Annotated in this window: 17 protein-coding genes; 4 read left to right on the forward strand and 13 right to left on the reverse strand. The window is 46.1% G+C overall.

What is annotated here, in order from left to right:
* Nucleotides 1-54 precede the first annotated feature (54 nt).
* Nucleotides 55-1,329 (reverse strand): hypothetical protein, encoded by a 1,275-nt coding sequence (locus BEL04_RS22745; protein WP_066007877.1) that lies wholly within the window; start codon nt 1,327-1,329, stop codon nt 55-57.
* A 382-nt stretch (nt 1,330-1,711) separates the two neighbouring features.
* Between BEL04_RS22745 and BEL04_RS22750 the strand changes: the two genes are divergently transcribed.
* The 4 genes from BEL04_RS22750 (at nt 1,712) to BEL04_RS22765 (ending at nt 5,704) form a co-directional block, all read left to right on the forward strand.
* Nucleotides 1,712-2,695: a terminase small subunit gene (locus BEL04_RS22750; protein ID WP_066007879.1), complete on the forward strand. Its 984-nt coding sequence runs from the start codon at nt 1,712-1,714 to the stop codon at nt 2,693-2,695.
* Nucleotides 2,696-3,088: 393 nt separating this feature from the next.
* On the forward strand, nt 3,089-4,147 hold the full coding sequence (locus tag BEL04_RS22755) for a cell wall metabolism sensor histidine kinase WalK (protein ID WP_066007881.1): 1,059 nt from the start codon (nt 3,089-3,091) through the stop codon (nt 4,145-4,147).
* Between the two features lie 51 nt (nt 4,148-4,198).
* On the forward strand, nt 4,199-4,849 hold the full coding sequence (locus BEL04_RS22760; RefSeq protein WP_066007883.1) for a DUF47 domain-containing protein: 651 nt from the start codon (nt 4,199-4,201) through the stop codon (nt 4,847-4,849).
* Nucleotides 4,850-4,963: 114 nt separating this feature from the next.
* A complete protein-coding gene (locus BEL04_RS22765; protein WP_066007885.1) occupies nt 4,964-5,704 on the forward strand; it encodes a DUF4197 domain-containing protein in 741 nt (246 codons plus the stop codon).
* A gap of 179 nt (nt 5,705-5,883) precedes the next feature.
* On the opposite strand, the gene BEL04_RS22770 is transcribed toward BEL04_RS22765, so the two are convergent.
* From BEL04_RS22770 to BEL04_RS22825, 12 genes are all read right to left on the reverse strand, one after another.
* Nucleotides 5,884-6,384: a biotin/lipoyl-containing protein gene (locus BEL04_RS22770; RefSeq protein ID WP_066007892.1), complete on the reverse strand. Its 501-nt coding sequence runs from the start codon at nt 6,382-6,384 to the stop codon at nt 5,884-5,886.
* Between the two features lie 3 nt (nt 6,385-6,387).
* The gene (locus BEL04_RS22775; RefSeq protein WP_066007894.1) at nt 6,388-7,044 is read right to left on the reverse strand and encodes a DUF4159 domain-containing protein; all 657 of its coding nucleotides are present in this window, start codon (nt 7,042-7,044) and stop codon (nt 6,388-6,390) included.
* Nucleotides 7,041-7,748, reverse strand: a complete 708-nt coding sequence (locus tag BEL04_RS22780; protein ID WP_066007896.1) for a 16S rRNA (uracil(1498)-N(3))-methyltransferase — start codon at nt 7,746-7,748, stop codon at nt 7,041-7,043. The genes BEL04_RS22775 and BEL04_RS22780 overlap by 4 nt, the downstream gene beginning before the upstream one ends.
* Before the next feature lie 10 nt (nt 7,749-7,758).
* Nucleotides 7,759-9,102 (reverse strand): hemolysin family protein, encoded by a 1,344-nt coding sequence (locus tag BEL04_RS22785; RefSeq protein WP_066007898.1) that lies wholly within the window; start codon nt 9,100-9,102, stop codon nt 7,759-7,761.
* Nucleotides 9,103-9,651: an inorganic diphosphatase gene (locus tag BEL04_RS22790; protein WP_066007900.1), complete on the reverse strand. Its 549-nt coding sequence runs from the start codon at nt 9,649-9,651 to the stop codon at nt 9,103-9,105.
* Entirely contained in the window at nt 9,648-10,316 is a 669-nt protein-coding gene (locus BEL04_RS22795; protein WP_066007902.1) for a DedA family protein, read from the reverse strand. Before BEL04_RS22795 ends, BEL04_RS22790 begins: the two co-directional genes overlap by 4 nt.
* A gap of 52 nt (nt 10,317-10,368) precedes the next feature.
* Nucleotides 10,369-11,757 carry an NADH-quinone oxidoreductase subunit N gene (locus tag BEL04_RS22800; RefSeq protein ID WP_066007904.1) on the reverse strand — a complete coding sequence of 463 codons (1,389 nt, stop codon included), beginning with the start codon at nt 11,755-11,757 and terminating at the stop codon, nt 10,369-10,371.
* Between the two features lie 3 nt (nt 11,758-11,760).
* Complete coding sequence (locus BEL04_RS22805) at nt 11,761-13,224, reverse strand: NuoM family protein (protein ID WP_066007906.1); 1,464 nt, start codon at nt 13,222-13,224, stop codon at nt 11,761-11,763.
* 22 nt (nt 13,225-13,246) lie between these two features.
* Nucleotides 13,247-15,166: an NADH-quinone oxidoreductase subunit L gene (gene nuoL / locus BEL04_RS22810; RefSeq protein ID WP_066007908.1), complete on the reverse strand. Its 1,920-nt coding sequence runs from the start codon at nt 15,164-15,166 to the stop codon at nt 13,247-13,249.
* Between the two features lie 82 nt (nt 15,167-15,248).
* Complete coding sequence (nuoK, locus tag BEL04_RS22815) at nt 15,249-15,578, reverse strand: NADH-quinone oxidoreductase subunit NuoK (protein ID WP_066007910.1); 330 nt, start codon at nt 15,576-15,578, stop codon at nt 15,249-15,251.
* A gap of 3 nt (nt 15,579-15,581) precedes the next feature.
* Nucleotides 15,582-16,079: an NADH-quinone oxidoreductase subunit J gene (locus tag BEL04_RS22820; protein WP_066008056.1), complete on the reverse strand. Its 498-nt coding sequence runs from the start codon at nt 16,077-16,079 to the stop codon at nt 15,582-15,584.
* A 60-nt stretch (nt 16,080-16,139) separates the two neighbouring features.
* Entirely contained in the window at nt 16,140-16,637 is a 498-nt protein-coding gene (locus tag BEL04_RS22825) for an NADH-quinone oxidoreductase subunit I (protein ID WP_066007912.1), read from the reverse strand.
* Nucleotides 16,638-16,651 lie beyond the last annotated feature (14 nt).

Consider the following 16,651-nt stretch of genomic DNA (forward strand, 5'->3'; position numbering starts at 1 on the left):
TAGCATATCTCGACCAAATTGCCCGAGATTTAATAGATTAATACAGCTAATCCATTATACGACCCCTTTAAAACTATTAGGCACGTAAATTAAGTTATTTCGTTCAAAGTTTCTAATAGCTTTAGAACGAAATTTTTGTTTTTTTGCCTTATTTATTAATTCAGATATGAATGATGAACCGGATAATGTTAAAGTATTTTTTGAATCCAATAACCGTCTCTGTTTTCCGTATTGATAAATCGCCGTTAATTCTTTGATTGTGATGCCCAGTATTTGACAGATGATTATTTCATTATATTTTTTATTCAATAAAAACATAACTGTCACTAACGAATGATCTAACCTTGAATCATACTTATAAGTCGCACCAGAAATTAGTACATTGTAATCCGTGTATAGGCTTAAGCCTAACATTTTCATAATGCCAATATAGAAAGCAACACTTTTTTTTATTGCTGAGGATTGCGCAATTTTATCATCTGCGATTCTCGGAAATATTGGATGCCAACTACTAGCAGAGCTCCAAAAAATCGGCAAAGTATTGTTAGGTGGACCGTAATCAAAGGAAATAAGCGCTTCACAGTTTCCATAACCAAGAGGATAATATATATCTTGCTCACCTCTCCGCAGCACGCGTAAGCCAGTCCCGTACTTAAGAGCGAGTGCTTTCATTTTTTTTGCTCCTTGGGAAATTAAAAAAGGTGAATTTTGTGTGCAAAAACAGTTGAATCTTTTTTCGGCAAAAATTACTAATTCAGGGATTTTATATTTTAGATATTCACTCCCTTTATTCATTATAATAGCTGCTAATAAATAAATATCATTGTTTATTAACTCATCATTGTTTCCAATGAATTGACCAATTTTTCTATTGCGGTAACTTTTTAAGAATGAATCACCTGTTCCAATAAAATCATCTATAAACAATAAAGAAGTTTTCTTAGAGTATTTATATGATTCAAAATCCCTTGTTATATCCATTCTCCCGGATGCCTGCATATGAGAATAACTTCTAAGTTTGCTAATCAAATATGCTATAATATCATTGCTTTTAGGGTAGCTGGTAAATGGGATGAGTAAGATCAAATGCTCTCTGGGAATATTTGAATTAGCATTTGATATTTGTTCTTCTAAACGGGATTGAAGTTCATTTAATGGAATATATTCAAAGAACATTAAAAAGTCTATTGCTAACTCTATTTCTGCTGTCTCAAAATTTTCCAACCACTTTATTACGTTTCCGATGTAGCTTGAATATTTAATTTTAGGAAGGATATATTCGATTTTGCGAATATTTTCTGGGGTAAATTTAAACGCGTGTCTCTTCATTAAGAATATGGGGTATAATCAAAGTTATTATTTATTCATTTAATATTTATACTCGAAGACTGTTTATCCTTGTAGTATCGCTCCACGGGGAATCAATTATTAATGAGCAGAGCGGCTCAGTAAGTCAAGGATTGCTTCGTTCCTCGCAATGACGCGGGATGACGCGTTTGTAATAACTAAAACTTGGTTTTCTGCAAAAATTTCACTATTTTTATATCTAAACATTACTACTGTAATTTTAATATTAAGTAGTTAGTATATCGTATTTAGACAGCGCGCTGACTATTTCCTGACCCGTGTTGTAGCCGTTTCTCTTTTTCGCCGTGCTTCGGCGGACGGGCGGCTGATCCTTTTCTTTAAACCTTTTAAACCCCATACCCAAATGGAAAACACCACCACCGGGCTGCTTACGCCCAAGCAACAGAAATTTTGTGACGAGTATTTAATTGACATGAACGCTACCCGGGCCGCGCTGCGGGCGGGGTACAGCAGCAGTACGGCGCTGAGCGGCGCGCTGATGCGGATACCTAAAATTGCTTATTATTTACAGGAGCGCACCAACGCCGCGGCACGGCAAGCGCAGGTGACGCATCAAATGATACTGACCGAGCTGAGCAAGATCGCCTTTGGCAATATGCGCAATTACTACCGCAGCGACGGCACTTTAAAGGGCGTGCACGAACTGGCCGACGATGAGGGCGCGGCTTTATGGAGCATGCGCATAACCGAAACGGCCGAAGGTAAAACAACTTTTATACGCCTGAACAGCAAGCTTGGCGCTTTGGAAAAAATGGCGAAGCACCTGAGGTTTTATACCGAACCGGAAGAGGCGCCGAAAAACGTTGTTTACGTAGATACGGCAAGGCTGACGGAGGAGGATAAGTTTGAGGACGATAGTTTTGATGAGCCGGAGGAAGATGATGATTACAAGGATGAATATGACGAATTTGAAGATGAAAAGGAACGGGAGCGCATTTGGCGGATGGAAAGCGAACGCAACAGCTTAGTGTATTTTTACCCGAAACTTGAAAAGATATTGCCACCGGCTAAATTTATGACGGACGAGATGATCGTACATTGCCTTAAACAACTAACCGCCAAAAGGGCAGACGAACCGGGCTGGATAACCCAAAGAAGGAGCGGCACGGACGAGCATCAGCCGGTGTTCGACCCGGACGCGCCCAGGCTGTTTGAACGGGATGAAGAGGAAGCGGGAAGCGAAAGTACGGAAGATGCGGCGGCGGGGGTTAGCCAGGCGGGTGCGCCCGGGCAGCTTGGTGGGACGATTGACTTTGGATCGGCTAAAAAGGGAACCTGCCGGGTGCCGCTCATGATGGGGAACAGCAGGGAGTACCGTAGCTGGTAGCAAGGATTGAATAGGCACAAGTAAAAAGGAATGGAAACAAGAATGAAAATACCGAAGAATACCGATGTTTTACGGAACCGCGTTAGGGATGGGAGTGGATACCGGCCGGGTGCTGGCTTGGGAATAGGCCGCGGCTAATGCCTGAAGGCGTATGAACGGACAGCCCGGGCCGCAGGCAACGCCCTTATTGAGCTTGAAGCATAAAGCTTCTGCAATGCCAGGCACAAGTTAGCCCATCACATCACCAGCCCTTAAACCTGCGCCGGTAAAAAGGAAAATCAAAAAACCCGAATGACCACATCCGGATTCCGAAATCCCCCCCCACATTATCTTTATGTTAAATGCTTAACAAATACGTGCTTATCGGCTGCATAAACGTATATTTACGTTGAAATGAAACTTCGTGTACTTGTTTTTATCAATGCGCTTGCCGTATCCATCACCATATCGGCGGTAAACTATTATTTCAGGCATAGCTGGTACGATGTGGCCATCACCTTTTCGGTAAGCATGGCATCGAGCTTTGTGTTTATTTATTATATGATAGAGCGGTACATTGTGGCCAAGATCAAGATCATTTACAAGCTTATCCATAACCTGAAGCTGGGTAAGGACCTGAAGGACGCCATTGGCGACCACGTAAGCTCCGACCCGATAAACGATGTGGAGGCCGAGGTGAAAGAGTGGGCGCGCGAAAAAAAGACCGAAATTGAGGAGCTGAAAAAGCAGGAGCAGTTCCGCCGCGATTTTTTATCGAACGTTTCGCACGAGTTTAAAACACCTTTGTTTGCCATACAGGGATACATTGAAGCCTTGCAGGACGATATGGACGACCCCGAAATGGCAAAGCAGTTTTTGGATAAGGCTGCAAAAAATGTCGACAGGCTGAGCTACCTGGTGAAAGACCTGGACGAGATATCCAAACTGGAGTCGGGCGAGATACCGATCAATTACTCCAAGTTCAGGATCAATGAGCTGATCAAGGAAGTGATAGAATCGCTGGAGCTAAAGGCTAAGCAATACAAAATAAAGCTCGAGTTTAAGGATAAATACGACGAACACATTATGGTAAATGCCGACCGTGAAAAGATACGCCAGGTATTGGTAAACCTGATTGACAACTCGTTTAAATATGGTAAAGAAGGTGGCTGCACATCGATAAGGCTGTATGATCTGCACGAACAGGTTTTGGTTGAAGTTACCGATGACGGCATAGGGATTGAAGAAAAATACCTGCCCCGTTTGTTCGAGCGCTTTTTCCGCACGGATAGCAGCCGCTCGCGGCAGATAGGCGGTTCGGGCCTGGGTTTAGCGATTGTGAAACACATCATCGAGTCGCACCAGCAAACCATCAACGTGCGCAGCACCGAGGGTATAGGCTCGACATTTGGTTTTACGCTGCAAAAAGTTCGTCAGTCGCCGTTTCCGGCGTTACCGGTATTAAAAAATTAACAATTGTTTAATAATGCTCAAGTAAATTTGTATAAATCAAACAATCCCGCCATGTCATTAAACAGCATTTTCCAGTATTTTGTCCCGAAGGATAAAAAAGTGTTTTTTCCTTTGTTTGAACAGGCCGCCGGCAACGTGGTTGCCATGTCGAAACTATTGGTTGAGGCTGTAGCTATTGACGGGGCGGCCGAGCGCGTTGGCTTGTTTAACCAGATAGATAAGCTGGAGAACCTGGGCGATGAGATTACCCACCAGATATACCTCGAACTAAGCAAAAACTTCATCACCCCGTTCGACAGGGAAGACATCGCCTCGCTGACGGGCGCTATCGATAACGTAGCCGATTATATACAGGGCTCGGTAAACCGGATGAACCTGTACAATATGGAGGAGATGACGCCGGCGATTAAAAAACTATCCGAACTGATATTGAGCGGGGCTATTGAAATGGAAAAAGCCATCAAGGAGCTGAAGGATATGAACAACGTACGCAGCATTGCCGATTCGTGCATCCGTATCAACAGTATCGAAAACCAGGCCGATGACGTTTTTGACCGTGCCGTGGCCGATCTGTTTCTGTATGAGAAGGACGCCGTTAAACTCATCAAATACAAGGAGATATTGGCAGGCCTCGAAACCGCCACCGATATGTGCGAAGATGTGGCCAACGTAATGGAAACCATTTTGGTGAAGAACGCGTAACAATACACCGCCGGGCCGGTATTCCGGCCTGACGTTTAGGTATGATCGCGTTTATTTATTAGTTTCGTACAGACTAAATATTTATCATTGCCGTTTTAGAGCAAATAGCACATTATGACCAAAGCATTCCGTATACCTGTATTCGCCTTACTTTTATTATCATCAGCTGCTTCGGCACAAATAAAGCTGCCTGCGTCGATCAAGTCGCTAACCGGCGGGTCGTCAGGCTCGGGTACGCCGACAACCCTGGAGATCGGTACCGCGCTTAAAGATGCGCTGACGCAGGGTACTACCAAAAGCTCGGATAAACTATCGGCCGTCGACGGGTTTTTTGGTGATGCCGCCGTGAAGATATTGTTCCCACCCGAGGCGCAAAAGGTTGAGAGCCGCTTGAGGCAATTAGGCCAGGGGGCGCTTTGCGATAAGATCATCCTGTCGCTAAACCGTGCCGCCGAGGATGCTGCCGGGCAGGCCAAGCCGATATTTATCGACGCGATCAAGCAAATGACTTTGGATGATGTGCAAAAGATATTACTGGGGAGCAACGATTCGGCAACGCAGTATTTCAGGCGCACTACTACAACGGCCCTTGTTGCCGCCTTTAAACCTGTTATTGAAAAAAGCCTGGGTAAAACCGGCGCTACCCAATATTACAGCCAGGGTGCAACCATCTACAACAAAATACCATTTGTAAGCAAGGTTAACCCGGATATTGTGGATTATGCCTGCCAGAAAACGGTCGACGGCCTGTTCATCAAAATAGCGGCCGAAGAGCTGAATATCCGCACCAACATCGGCGCCCGCCCGAACCCGGTAATGCAAAAAGTATTCGGCTTTGCGGCAACGAAGATGTGATTGTGTTTACTACCGTGTCATTTCGATAGGGCAAGGGTAGGAATGTGTGCAGGTGCGAGAGAGAAATCTTCTGCTATTAGTAAAATTTCGCGCATATCGCTGTAGGTTTCCCCTCATCCCATTCCCTGATCCCTAACTATATTCGTCGAAATGTCAGGGGGTAATTAGAGGGAACTATCTTAGCTGAACAAAATCAGCAACTGCCCTTTCTCAACTTTATCAGCAGGTTTTATTTTAATGCTTTTGATGATAGCGTCGGCAGGGGCTTTGATGATGTTTTCCATTTTCATGGCTTCGAGCACGAACAGGTTATCGCCTTTTTTCACCTCAGCGCCTTCGGCAACTAAAACTTTCAATACCAGGCCCGGCATCGGAGCTTTGATATCGGCCACCTTATTGCTGTTGAGGTTGCTCATGCCGAGCTGCTCGAGCAGGGCGTCGAACTGGTCCTTGGCTTTTACCTGGTAAGTATTGCCGTTTACTTTGATCTCGGCTGTCTTGACCGCGCGATCCAGGCTAACCACCTCAACCCTGTACGATTGGTTTTTGCTGATGATATGGTACATACCGGCGCCAAGCTTGCTGATATCGGCTTTTACCTCATTATTGTTGATGCTGAGCACGTCTTTTTTCAGGGTGGTTTCGAAGCTGAAACTATCGTTTACTTTGATGCTGTACATGGTTTATTGGGTTAGTACGTACTGAACTAAATTAGCGCCCATTTTTAAGGCTTTTAAGCGCGATTCCTGCGTATCGTTAGGGTAAGTGCCGAAATCTTCCCAGCCGTTGCCTAAATCGCATTCGTAAGTGTAAAAGCAAACCAGCCGGCCTTTATAGATCAGCCCGAAACCCTGGGCGCGTTTGCCGTCGTGCTCGTGTATTTTGGGAAGGCCGTTCGGGAAATCGAACTTTTGGTGATAGATGGGATGGTTGACGGGTAGTTCGGCAAACTCCAGTTCGGGGAATACCTTTTTCATTTCGCGGCGGATAAATTTATCGAGGCCGTAGTTATCGTCGATATGCAGAAAGCCGCCGCCGATCAGATACTTGCGCAGGTTGGCTGCCTCCTGGTTGGAGAAGATGACGTTTCCGTGCCCCGTGAGAAAAATGAAAGGATAGTTGAACAGCTCGGCGCTGCCTACCTCAACTGTTTCATCCTGCTGCTGAAAATTGGTTTTGAGGTTTTCGTTGCAAAAGGCGATGAGGTTGGGCAGCGCGGTACGGTCGCCATACCAATCGCCGCCGCCATTGTATTTTACCTTGGCCATTTTATAGGTAGGCACGCTGAAGCCGCTGAACAGCAACAGGCAAACTATAGCGATGACCGGGTATATCCTCATGGGCGGTTTAAAAAATTGATCTCGAAGCAGGCCTCCAGTGCGGCCGTTTCAGTACGTAAACGACTTTCGCCTAAAGTTATTGGTTCAAATCCATTTTGCAAAGCATCGCCGATCTCTTTTTGGGTAAAATCGCCTTCGGGGCCAATCATCACCAAATAGTTACCATTGGGTTTGATGAGTTTTCGGATGCCGGCTTTTTCGCCCGGCTCGCAATGCGCAATAAACTTCTGTTCGTTTTTGCTTTGCGCGATGAATTTTTGAAAGGCGACAGGTTCGTTTAAAAGCGGATGATAAGCTTTGAGCGATTGCTTGATGGCCGCAGTGATGATCTTGTTCAAACGTTCGGCCTTGGCTTCTTTGCGCTCTGAGCGCTGGCAGATGATGAGCGATATCTCGTCGATGCCGATCTCGGTCGCTTTTTCTAAAAACCACTCCAGGCGTTCGATGTTTTTGGTTGGCGCTACGGCAATGTGCAGGTAATGATTGCGTTTGCCGAATTCCTGTTGCTGTGATAATAATTTCAGGGCAACTTTTTTGGGGTGCGGGTCGGCGATCTCGGCTTCGTATAAACCGCCCTTACCGTCGATCAATTGAACATGCTCGCCGTTTTGCAGGCGCAATACCCGTATGGCGTGTTTGCTTTCCTCTTCGCTCAGGTAATACAGGGGCGAATCGGCAATATCGGGTGTGTAAAATAGCTGCATGGCGGTAGGTTTAATGCAGGTCTATCGCGTCCGACTCGTTGATTAACAGTTCGAGCTTGACCGATTCGATGTTCTGATCGGATTTTTTGAGCACGGTGATGTTGTAACCGTTCGATTCCTTTTGCTCGCCGACCTCGGGTATCTTACCAAAAATTTCGCCCAGCCAGCCCGATACGGTATCAAAATCGCCGTCTTCGGGTAAGTCGTGCGGCAGGTGCCCGTTTACATCGTATATCGGTGCAAGCGCATTTACGACGAACTCGCGCTCGTTCAGTTTTTCTACGATCGGTTTTTCTTCATCGTATTCGTCCTGTATCTCACCTACCAGCTCTTCCACAATATCTTCGAGCGTAACCATGCCGGCGGTACCGCCAAACTCGTCGGATACGATAGCGATCTGGATGCGTTTTTGCTGCAGCTCGGCCATCAGGTCGTTGATCTTTTTGGTTTCGGGCACAAAGTACGGCTTGCGGATAATTTCCCGCAAAACTATATCCTGGTTGCGTGCAAGCAGGGCCAGGATATCCTTGGCATGAACGATGCCGACTATCTTATCGATCACATCATCGTACACCGGCATACGCGAATAGCCTTCGGTAATGATACTTTCGAGCAGTTCTTCCTTGGTGGTATTGATGTCTACGCCCGAAATTTTGGTACGCGGCACCATGATGTTTTTTACCACGCGCTCGTTGAAATCAAAAACATTTTGGATCAGTTCGTGCTCGCTCGAATCCAAAGCGCCGGTTTCTTTGCCTTGTTCCAGCAGGTATTGCAACTCTTCCGAACTGTGGTGCGCCTCGCCTCCGGGCACGGTATTGATGCCCAATATCCGCAAAATAAAAGTGGCGAAGGTATTGAGCGTCCAGATAAAGGGTTTGAATACCGCAAAGAAGATACGTAACGGAACCGACACGGCCATTACGGTACGTACCGAGCGTTGTATGGCTACGGATTTTGGCGCCAGCTCGCCAAATACGATATGAAAAACGGTAATGAGAGTAAACGCCGCAACATGGCTGATGTTGACAACTACGTTAGAGGTGATATTCAACCCGACAAGATTGAAGAGATTGAGCATAATGGCGCTTACCACGCCTTCGCCCACCACACCTAAACCAAGCGAAGCGATGGTGATACCCAATTGCGTAGCAGCCAGGTAACCATCCAGGTTGAACAGGATGGCTTTGGCAACTTTGGCCACTGCGCTGCCTGTTTTGGCCTGCAGTTCGATCTGTGAGCCTCGTACCCTGACCATGGCAAACTCGGCAGCAACAAAAAAGCCGTTCAGGGCAACCAGTGCCAGCGTGGCAAATATGTAAAAACCGCTTATGTTGAGGTCGGGAGGGGCCATTTATAGGTTTTGAGTTGGAAAAGTAGACTTGTACAAGTCCAGTGCTTCGGTAATTACCTTATAGGCATACCGTTGCCCCATCAAATGCTCGATGGTTACGTTTTTGCCTTCCAGTTTTTTGTAATCCTGGAAAAAACGCACGATCTCTTTCATGGCGTGCGGCGGCAATTCAGTCAGTTCGTTGATGTAGTTGACCGACATATCGTTTTTGGCTACCGCGATGATCTTATCATCCTGCTCGCCGTTATCAACCATGTGCATCACACCGATAACCTGTGCCTCGATGATCGACATCGGGTAAACATCGACAGAGCATAAAACCAGGATATCCAGCGGGTCCTTATCGTCGCAATAGGTTTGCGGTATGAAGCCGTAGTTTGCCGGGTACATTACCGATGAAAACAGCACGCGATCTAACTTTAAAAGGCCCGAATCTTTATCTATTTCGTATTTGGCTTTTGAGCCCTTGGGTATTTCGATGATCGCGTTAACGATGTTTGGTATATTTTCGCCAGGCGATACCTGGTGCCATGGGTGTTGTGTACTCATTTATTAATTTCTGTATGTGTGTTATCGTCAATATTGCTGTTAGTTAACCGCTTTCTTACTAAAGCTACAATAAGCGGAATTGTTGTAACTATTATTAAACCAATTACAATATATTGTAAATAGTCTTGTATCTGATCGGGATATTTGCGTCCTAAAAAATAACCTGTTAAGGTTAGTATGGTTACCCAGGCAATGCTGCCTATCAGATTGTAAAAAGTAAACCGTTTAAAATCAACCCGTACAATTCCCGCAAAGATAGGGGCAAAAGTTCTAATTATGGGGAGAAATCTTCCAATTATCAGCGCTTTTCCACCATGCTTGGTATAAAACTCTTCGGCCGTGCGCACGTAACGCTTTTTAAAGAACCAGGAGTCGTTGCGGGTAAACAACACATCGCCTGTCCGGTAACCAAACCAATATCCTACGTAATTACCCAGAAATCCTGCCATCACCAGGCTGACTATCAAAAAATAAACAGAGGTATGCAGCATCCCGTTTGCGCAAAATATACCTGCCAGAACTAAGAGATAATCGCCGGGGAGAAAGAAACCGAAAAATAAACCGGTTTCGGCAAAAACAACCACAAGCAGCAGATAAAGCCCACCGTGTTCAATAATCTCCTGCGCCCTGGTTAAATGCCTTAGGTGTTCCCAGAAATTTTCCATTCAGATGGTTATAAAACTACGAATATTAACCGGTTTGTTACACCGGAAAATATTATATTAAGGTAGTTAAAAAAACCGGGTATACACCAATAACTATAGTTATTAATGCTGATAGTCCTAAAACAAGGGTGAAATAAGCCGGGACGGAAAGTTCGGTACGTTCGGCCGGGTTAAAATACATGGCAACAATTACCCTGAAATAATAGTAAATGCTGACAATGGCGTTAATAACGGCGATAATAACCAGGACATACTGATATTGCGACAAGGCACCCGAAAACATGAAGAATTTGCCGATGAAGCCTGCGGTTAGCGGAATGCCGGCCAACGATAACATCGAAATGGTTAGCATCAGCGCCAGGAAAGGGTTCTTTTTGGCGAGCCCGTCGAAAGCTTCGAAACGATCGCTGCCCGATTGCTGCTGTACCAGTATCAATACCGCGAAAGCGATGATCGAAGCGATTGAATATGCCGTGGCATACAAAAATACCGAGTTATTGGAGCTGGCACCCAAAGCCACGATAGCAAACAGCAAATAGCCCGCGTGCGAAATACTCGAGAATGCCAGCATACGTTTAAAGCTTTGCTGATATAGCGCTGTGATATTGCCTACGAACAGGGTGATAATGGTAATGATGAGCAGGGTCGGCGTCCACAGGTTGGCTACCGGGACAAAACACGTTGAGAACAAACGCAGGAAAGCCGCGAAGCCGGCAGTTTTTACTACGGTCGACATGAAAGCGGTGATCAGCGTAGGCGAGCCTTCGTACACGTCGGGTGTCCAGAAGTGGAACGGGGCCGCACCGACTTTAAAGCACAGGCCAACGATCATCAATAAGATACCGCTGTAAAACAGGTAAAAGAACGGTTCGCTTGAGCGCGGGTGCAGGATAGCCCAATCGCGTATGCCATCCAGGTTAAACGAACCAGTGGCGCCGTAAATGAGCGTTATGCCTAACAGCAAAAAGCCGGTCGAAAACGCGCCCATTAAAAAATATTTTAACGAAGCCTCATTCGAAGCAAAATCCTGCTTTTTGATACCGGCAAGGATATATAAACTTACCGACATGATTTCGACACCGATAAACAGCATCACCATATTGTGGTACGACAGCATAACGATGATGCCTGCAAGCGCGAACAGGATGATGGAATAATATTCGGCAACGTGATCGCTGATGCGTTCGAAATAATCTTTGGAGAGCATCAGGATCAATATGGTAGAAAGGATAGTAATACCCGAAAAAGCGATCGCATAATTGTCGAACAGCATCATCCCGTTGAAAATAGGATGATTGTACTGGCTCCAGTCGGCCACAGCAAAACCTAAAGCCGCCAGCAGGCCAATAATAGTTACCGGGAGTAAAGCTTTTTTAAACTTATACAATCCCAGGTATAAAAGAATGATTGGTAAAACAGAAATGATGATTAAAGTATTCATGATTTACTTAGCTGAGAATGTTTTAACGTTTACCTGCTGGATAAGAGTTTTTACGCTTGCCTCGGACAGGTGCAGGACAGATTGCGGGTACACACCCAGGAAAATAATAAGCGCGCAGATGATCAGCAGAACTGCTTTTTCAGAACCGTCGATATCGGTAAATAAAGCAGTAAGGCTATTGGTTTCGCCCTGCATCACCTTTTTGTACATGCGCAGCATATATACCGCGCCAAAGATGATGGTTAAGCCGGCCACGACAGATAGCCAGATGTTATATTGATAAACACCGTCGAGCAATAAAAACTCGCCGATAAAGCCGTTGGTTAGCGGTAGCGCCACGGTACCCAGCAAAATGATGAGGAACTTGACAGCAAATTGCGGTGCCACTTTTGAAATACCGCCCAACTGATCGATATCACGGGTGTTTAAACGGCGGCTGATGATATCCATCACAAAAAATAAACCCACTACGTTGATACCGTGATTAAGCATCTGGATGATGGCGCCTTGTACGCCCTGGATGTTCCAGGCAAATATACCGGCAGCGATAAGCCCAACGTGCGCAATGGATGAATAGGCTATTAAACGCTTGCCGTCTTTTTGGTTAAAGGCGATTAACGAAGCATAAACAATGCCGATAACAGCCAGGACGATAACGTACGGGCCGCTGTTTTCTAAACCGGCAGGCGCGATCGGGATCAGCCAGCGGATAGCGCCGTAAACGCCCATTTTAAGCATGATGCCGCTCAACAACATAGTACCAGCCGTTGGCGATTCGGTATAGGTATCGGGCTGCCAGGTATGAAACGGGAATATTGGCATCTTAATGGCAAAGGCTAAAAAGAATGCCCAGAACACCATGTTTTGCTGGCCGCTGCTTAAATGCAGATCGTAAAATGCCTGCAGGTCGTAGCTCTTATAGGGTGTTTGCAGGTACAGGTAAATGATGCCCAGCAGCATAAACAGCGAGCCTGCAAAAGTGTAGATAAAAAATTTGAGCGTAATGCGGATACGATCGGCGCCACCCCACAGTGCGCAGATAAAATAGATGGGTATTAAGGCAACTTCCCAGCCTACGTAAAACAAAAAGCCATCTAACGCGGTGAATACCGTGAGCAAACCTGCCTGCATAAACAGGATGAGCGCATAAAAAACGCCCGGTTTATTATACTGGTGTTTAAAGGTGCTTAAAGTAATAATGGGCACAAGCAGGGTTGTAAGCAATACCAATACCATGCTGATGCCATCGATACCGGCGTGGAAACGGATACCGAACTGATCGATCCACGGAGAATCGACCAGGAACTGGACACTCGAATCGGGAACGAACTGGGTTAAAAAGCCCACCGCCACCGCCAGCTCGGCCAGGCCGAAAAACAACGCCGCGGTTTTAGCCGCCGACCCTTTAAAGAACAAGGTGACAAGCGCGCCGATCAGTGGTAAAAAAAGGAGTATAGAAACCGTCATTATAATATCTTATAAATGCCCTTTAAAATCTGAATAAGTTATAAACCAGTACGGCAATAATGCCTGCAACCATGATGAAAATATAGAAACCCACGTTACCGTTTTGCACCAGGCGAAGGTCCTTACTTGCTTCCATCGAACCCTTACCAAGGCCGTTCACAAAACCGTCGATACCCAGCAGGTCGACAATTTTGTAGAAGAATACAGATAATGCATCCAGCGGCTTGCGAATGATGGCATCGTAAATTTCGTCGATATAAAATTTATTGTACGACAGGTTGGTGAATGCCGGGCGCTCTTCGGTATCGGCAACCGGCAACTCGCCTTTACTAACGTATTTGCCGTATGCCCATGCCATTGCAACAAGTGCGATAACTACGGAAACAATCATCAGGCCCCATTCGGTTGATGATGAGACTTCCAGCTTGGAGGTACGTTCAATAGCGGTTGAAGCTTTAAACACCGGGGCCAGGAAGTTTTGTAACCAGTGGCCGCCACCCATAATTTCGGGGACGTTGATAAAACCGCCCACAACGGATAATACGGCCAGAACAATTAATGGGATGGTGATGGAGGAAGGCGATTCGTGCAGGTGATGCTCCTGTTCGTGCGTGCCGCGGAACTTACCCCAGAAGGTTAAGAACATCATGCGGAACATATAGAAAGAAGTGAGCATAGCCCCCAAAACACCAATTATCCAAAGAACAGGAAAGCCTGGGTTATGTGCATAAACATGTGCCAGGATCTCATCTTTTGAGAAGAAGCCCGCAAATGGCGGGATACCCGCTATGGCGATGGTGCCGATGAGCATCGTTGCAAAAGTTACCGGAAGTTTACCGCGCAAACCGCCCATGTTACGCATATCCTGCTCGCCGCTAACGGCGTGGATAACCGAACCTGCGCCTAAGAACAATAAAGCTTTGAAAAAAGCGTGGGTTAATACGTGGAAGAAAGCGCCGGTATAAGCGCCAACGCCCAGGCCCAAAAACATATAACCCAGTTGCGATACGGTTGAATAAGCCAGTACCTTTTTAATATCGGTTTGGGTGAGGGCGATTAAAGCTGCCAAAACCAGCGTCATTAAACCGATAACGGCAATGATGTGCATGGTTACAGGCGCCAGGGTGAACAAAATGTTCGAGCGGGCTATCATATACACACCGGCGGTTACCATAGTTGCGGCATGTATTAAAGCCGAAACAGGCGTGGGGCCGGCCATCGCGTCGGGCAGCCAGGTGAATAGGGGTATCTGTGCCGATTTACCGGTTGCACCGATAAACAGCAGGATAGTGATCAGTAAGACTGTAGTATTGCCGCTGTGCAGCGATTCGGCTTTGTGGAACACATCGGCGAAAGCCACCGAACCAAAAGCGTTAAAGATAACGAAGATGCCAATCAGGAAACCAAGGTCGCCTATACGGTTCATCACGAAAGCTTTTTTGGCAGCATCTGCGTAAGCGCCGTTGCTGTACCAGAAACCGATGAGCAGGTAAGAGCATAAGCCCACACCTTCCCAACCAATGAACATCACCACATAGTTCGAGCCCAGCACCAGGAGCAACATGAAAAACACGAACAGGTTAAGGTATGAGAAGAATTTGCCAAAGCCGGCATCATCGTGCATATAGCCTGCCGAATAAACATGGATCAAAAAGCCTACGCCGGTGATGATGAGCAGCATGATGGCGCTCAGCTGATCGACCAGGAAGGAAAACTGGATATCGAGTTTTCCAACTCTGATCCAGTCGAACAGGTTTACTGTGAAACCGCCTGTTTTGTTCACCTGCATAAAAGCGGCTACGCTGATACAGAATGATGCAAAAACAACCGCGCTGCCAATAAAGCCGATAAGGCCTTTCGACAAGGTATTGCGGCCAAGTCCGTTAATCAAAAACCCGATTAACGGAAGTACGGGAATAAGCCAGATGTAGTTAGTTACCATTTATATATCGCTTTAGAGGTTAAAGCCCTCTTGATTATTTCATGAGCTCGCTTTGCTCGGTTCTTGACTCTTGATTCTATTCCTAATGTTTCAGCCTGTTCAGTACGTTAATATCCAGCGAGTTGGTGTTTCGATAGATCATGACGATGATGGATAAACCAACCGCTACCTCGGCAGCGGCGAGCGCCATAATAAAAAACACGAATACCTGGCCCGTGGCATCGCCGCGGTAGGCCGAAAATACGGTGAGCAACAGGTTAACCGCGTTCAGCATCAGCTCGACCGACATAAAGATGACGATGGCGTTGCGGCGGATCAATACACCGGTTACGCCGATAGCAAAAATGATGGCGCATAAAATGATGTAATGATTGAGCGGTATGGTTTGTATATTTTGCGTTAGCGTATTCATAGCTTAAGCGTTTGATTTATCTTTAGTGGCCAGTAAAACAGCACCTACCATTGCCGAAAACAACAGGAGCGACGATACCTCGAAAGGCAATAAAAACTCGCCGAACAATACTTTGCCTAAATGTTTAACCAGGCCCAGGTCGGCAGTTTTTAATACCACCGGCTCAGAAATGCCCAGCGCCTTTACCGATGCCACAATGGTTGCCAGCAAGCAGCCGCCGCCAACAACCGAGGCAATTTTAACCACGGCTTTTTTAACAGGCTCGGTATCTTTATTGAGGTTGAGAAGCATGATGACGAACAGGAAAAGTACCATGATGGCGCCCATATAGACAATGAAATTCACCACGGCCAGGAACTGTGCGTTCAGCAAAATGTAATGGATGGTAAAGGTGAAGAATGTCAATATCAGATACAGCACACTGTGTACCGGGTTTTTTGAGAAAATAACCAGCAGTGCGAACAGTATGGATAAAAATGCGATAAAGTAAAATAAACTCATCTGTATAATTACAAAATCCTTTGCCCGCATTTTGAGGACGGGCAAAGGTATAAAACTTCCTTATTGATTTAGAGGCTTCTCCACTAATTTGTCTTTGCCGTAAATAAAGTCTTTACGTGTAAAGCTCGACGGAACGATGTCGCCATCCAGGTAAATAGCTTCTTTAGGACAGGCCTCTTCGCACAAGCCGCAAAAAATGCAGCGCAGCATATTGATCTCGTATACAGCGGCGTACTTCTCTTCGCGGTACAAATGTTCTTCGCCTTTCTGGCGCTCGGCGGCTATCATCGTGATGGCTTCGGCCGGGCAACTCAGGGCGCACAAACCACAGGCAGTGCAACGCTCACGGCCTTCCTCATCGCGCTTAAGCGAATGCTGGCCACGGAAGTTTTCGGAAAACTCGCGTTTTTGCTCGGGGTATTGAATGGTTACGCTTTTGCGGAAGAAGTGCTTCCCGGTAATGCGCAAACCGCTCAAAATGGCAGGCAGGTATGCCCGCTCTAAAAAATTGAGTGGTTTTGATTCGATTACCTTACGGCGATTAGTTAATTGTTCCATATTTAAATAGCGCT

This window comes from Mucilaginibacter sp. PPCGB 2223 (genome assembly GCF_001705515.1).
Taxonomy (GTDB): Bacteria; Bacteroidota; Bacteroidia; order Sphingobacteriales; family Sphingobacteriaceae; genus Mucilaginibacter.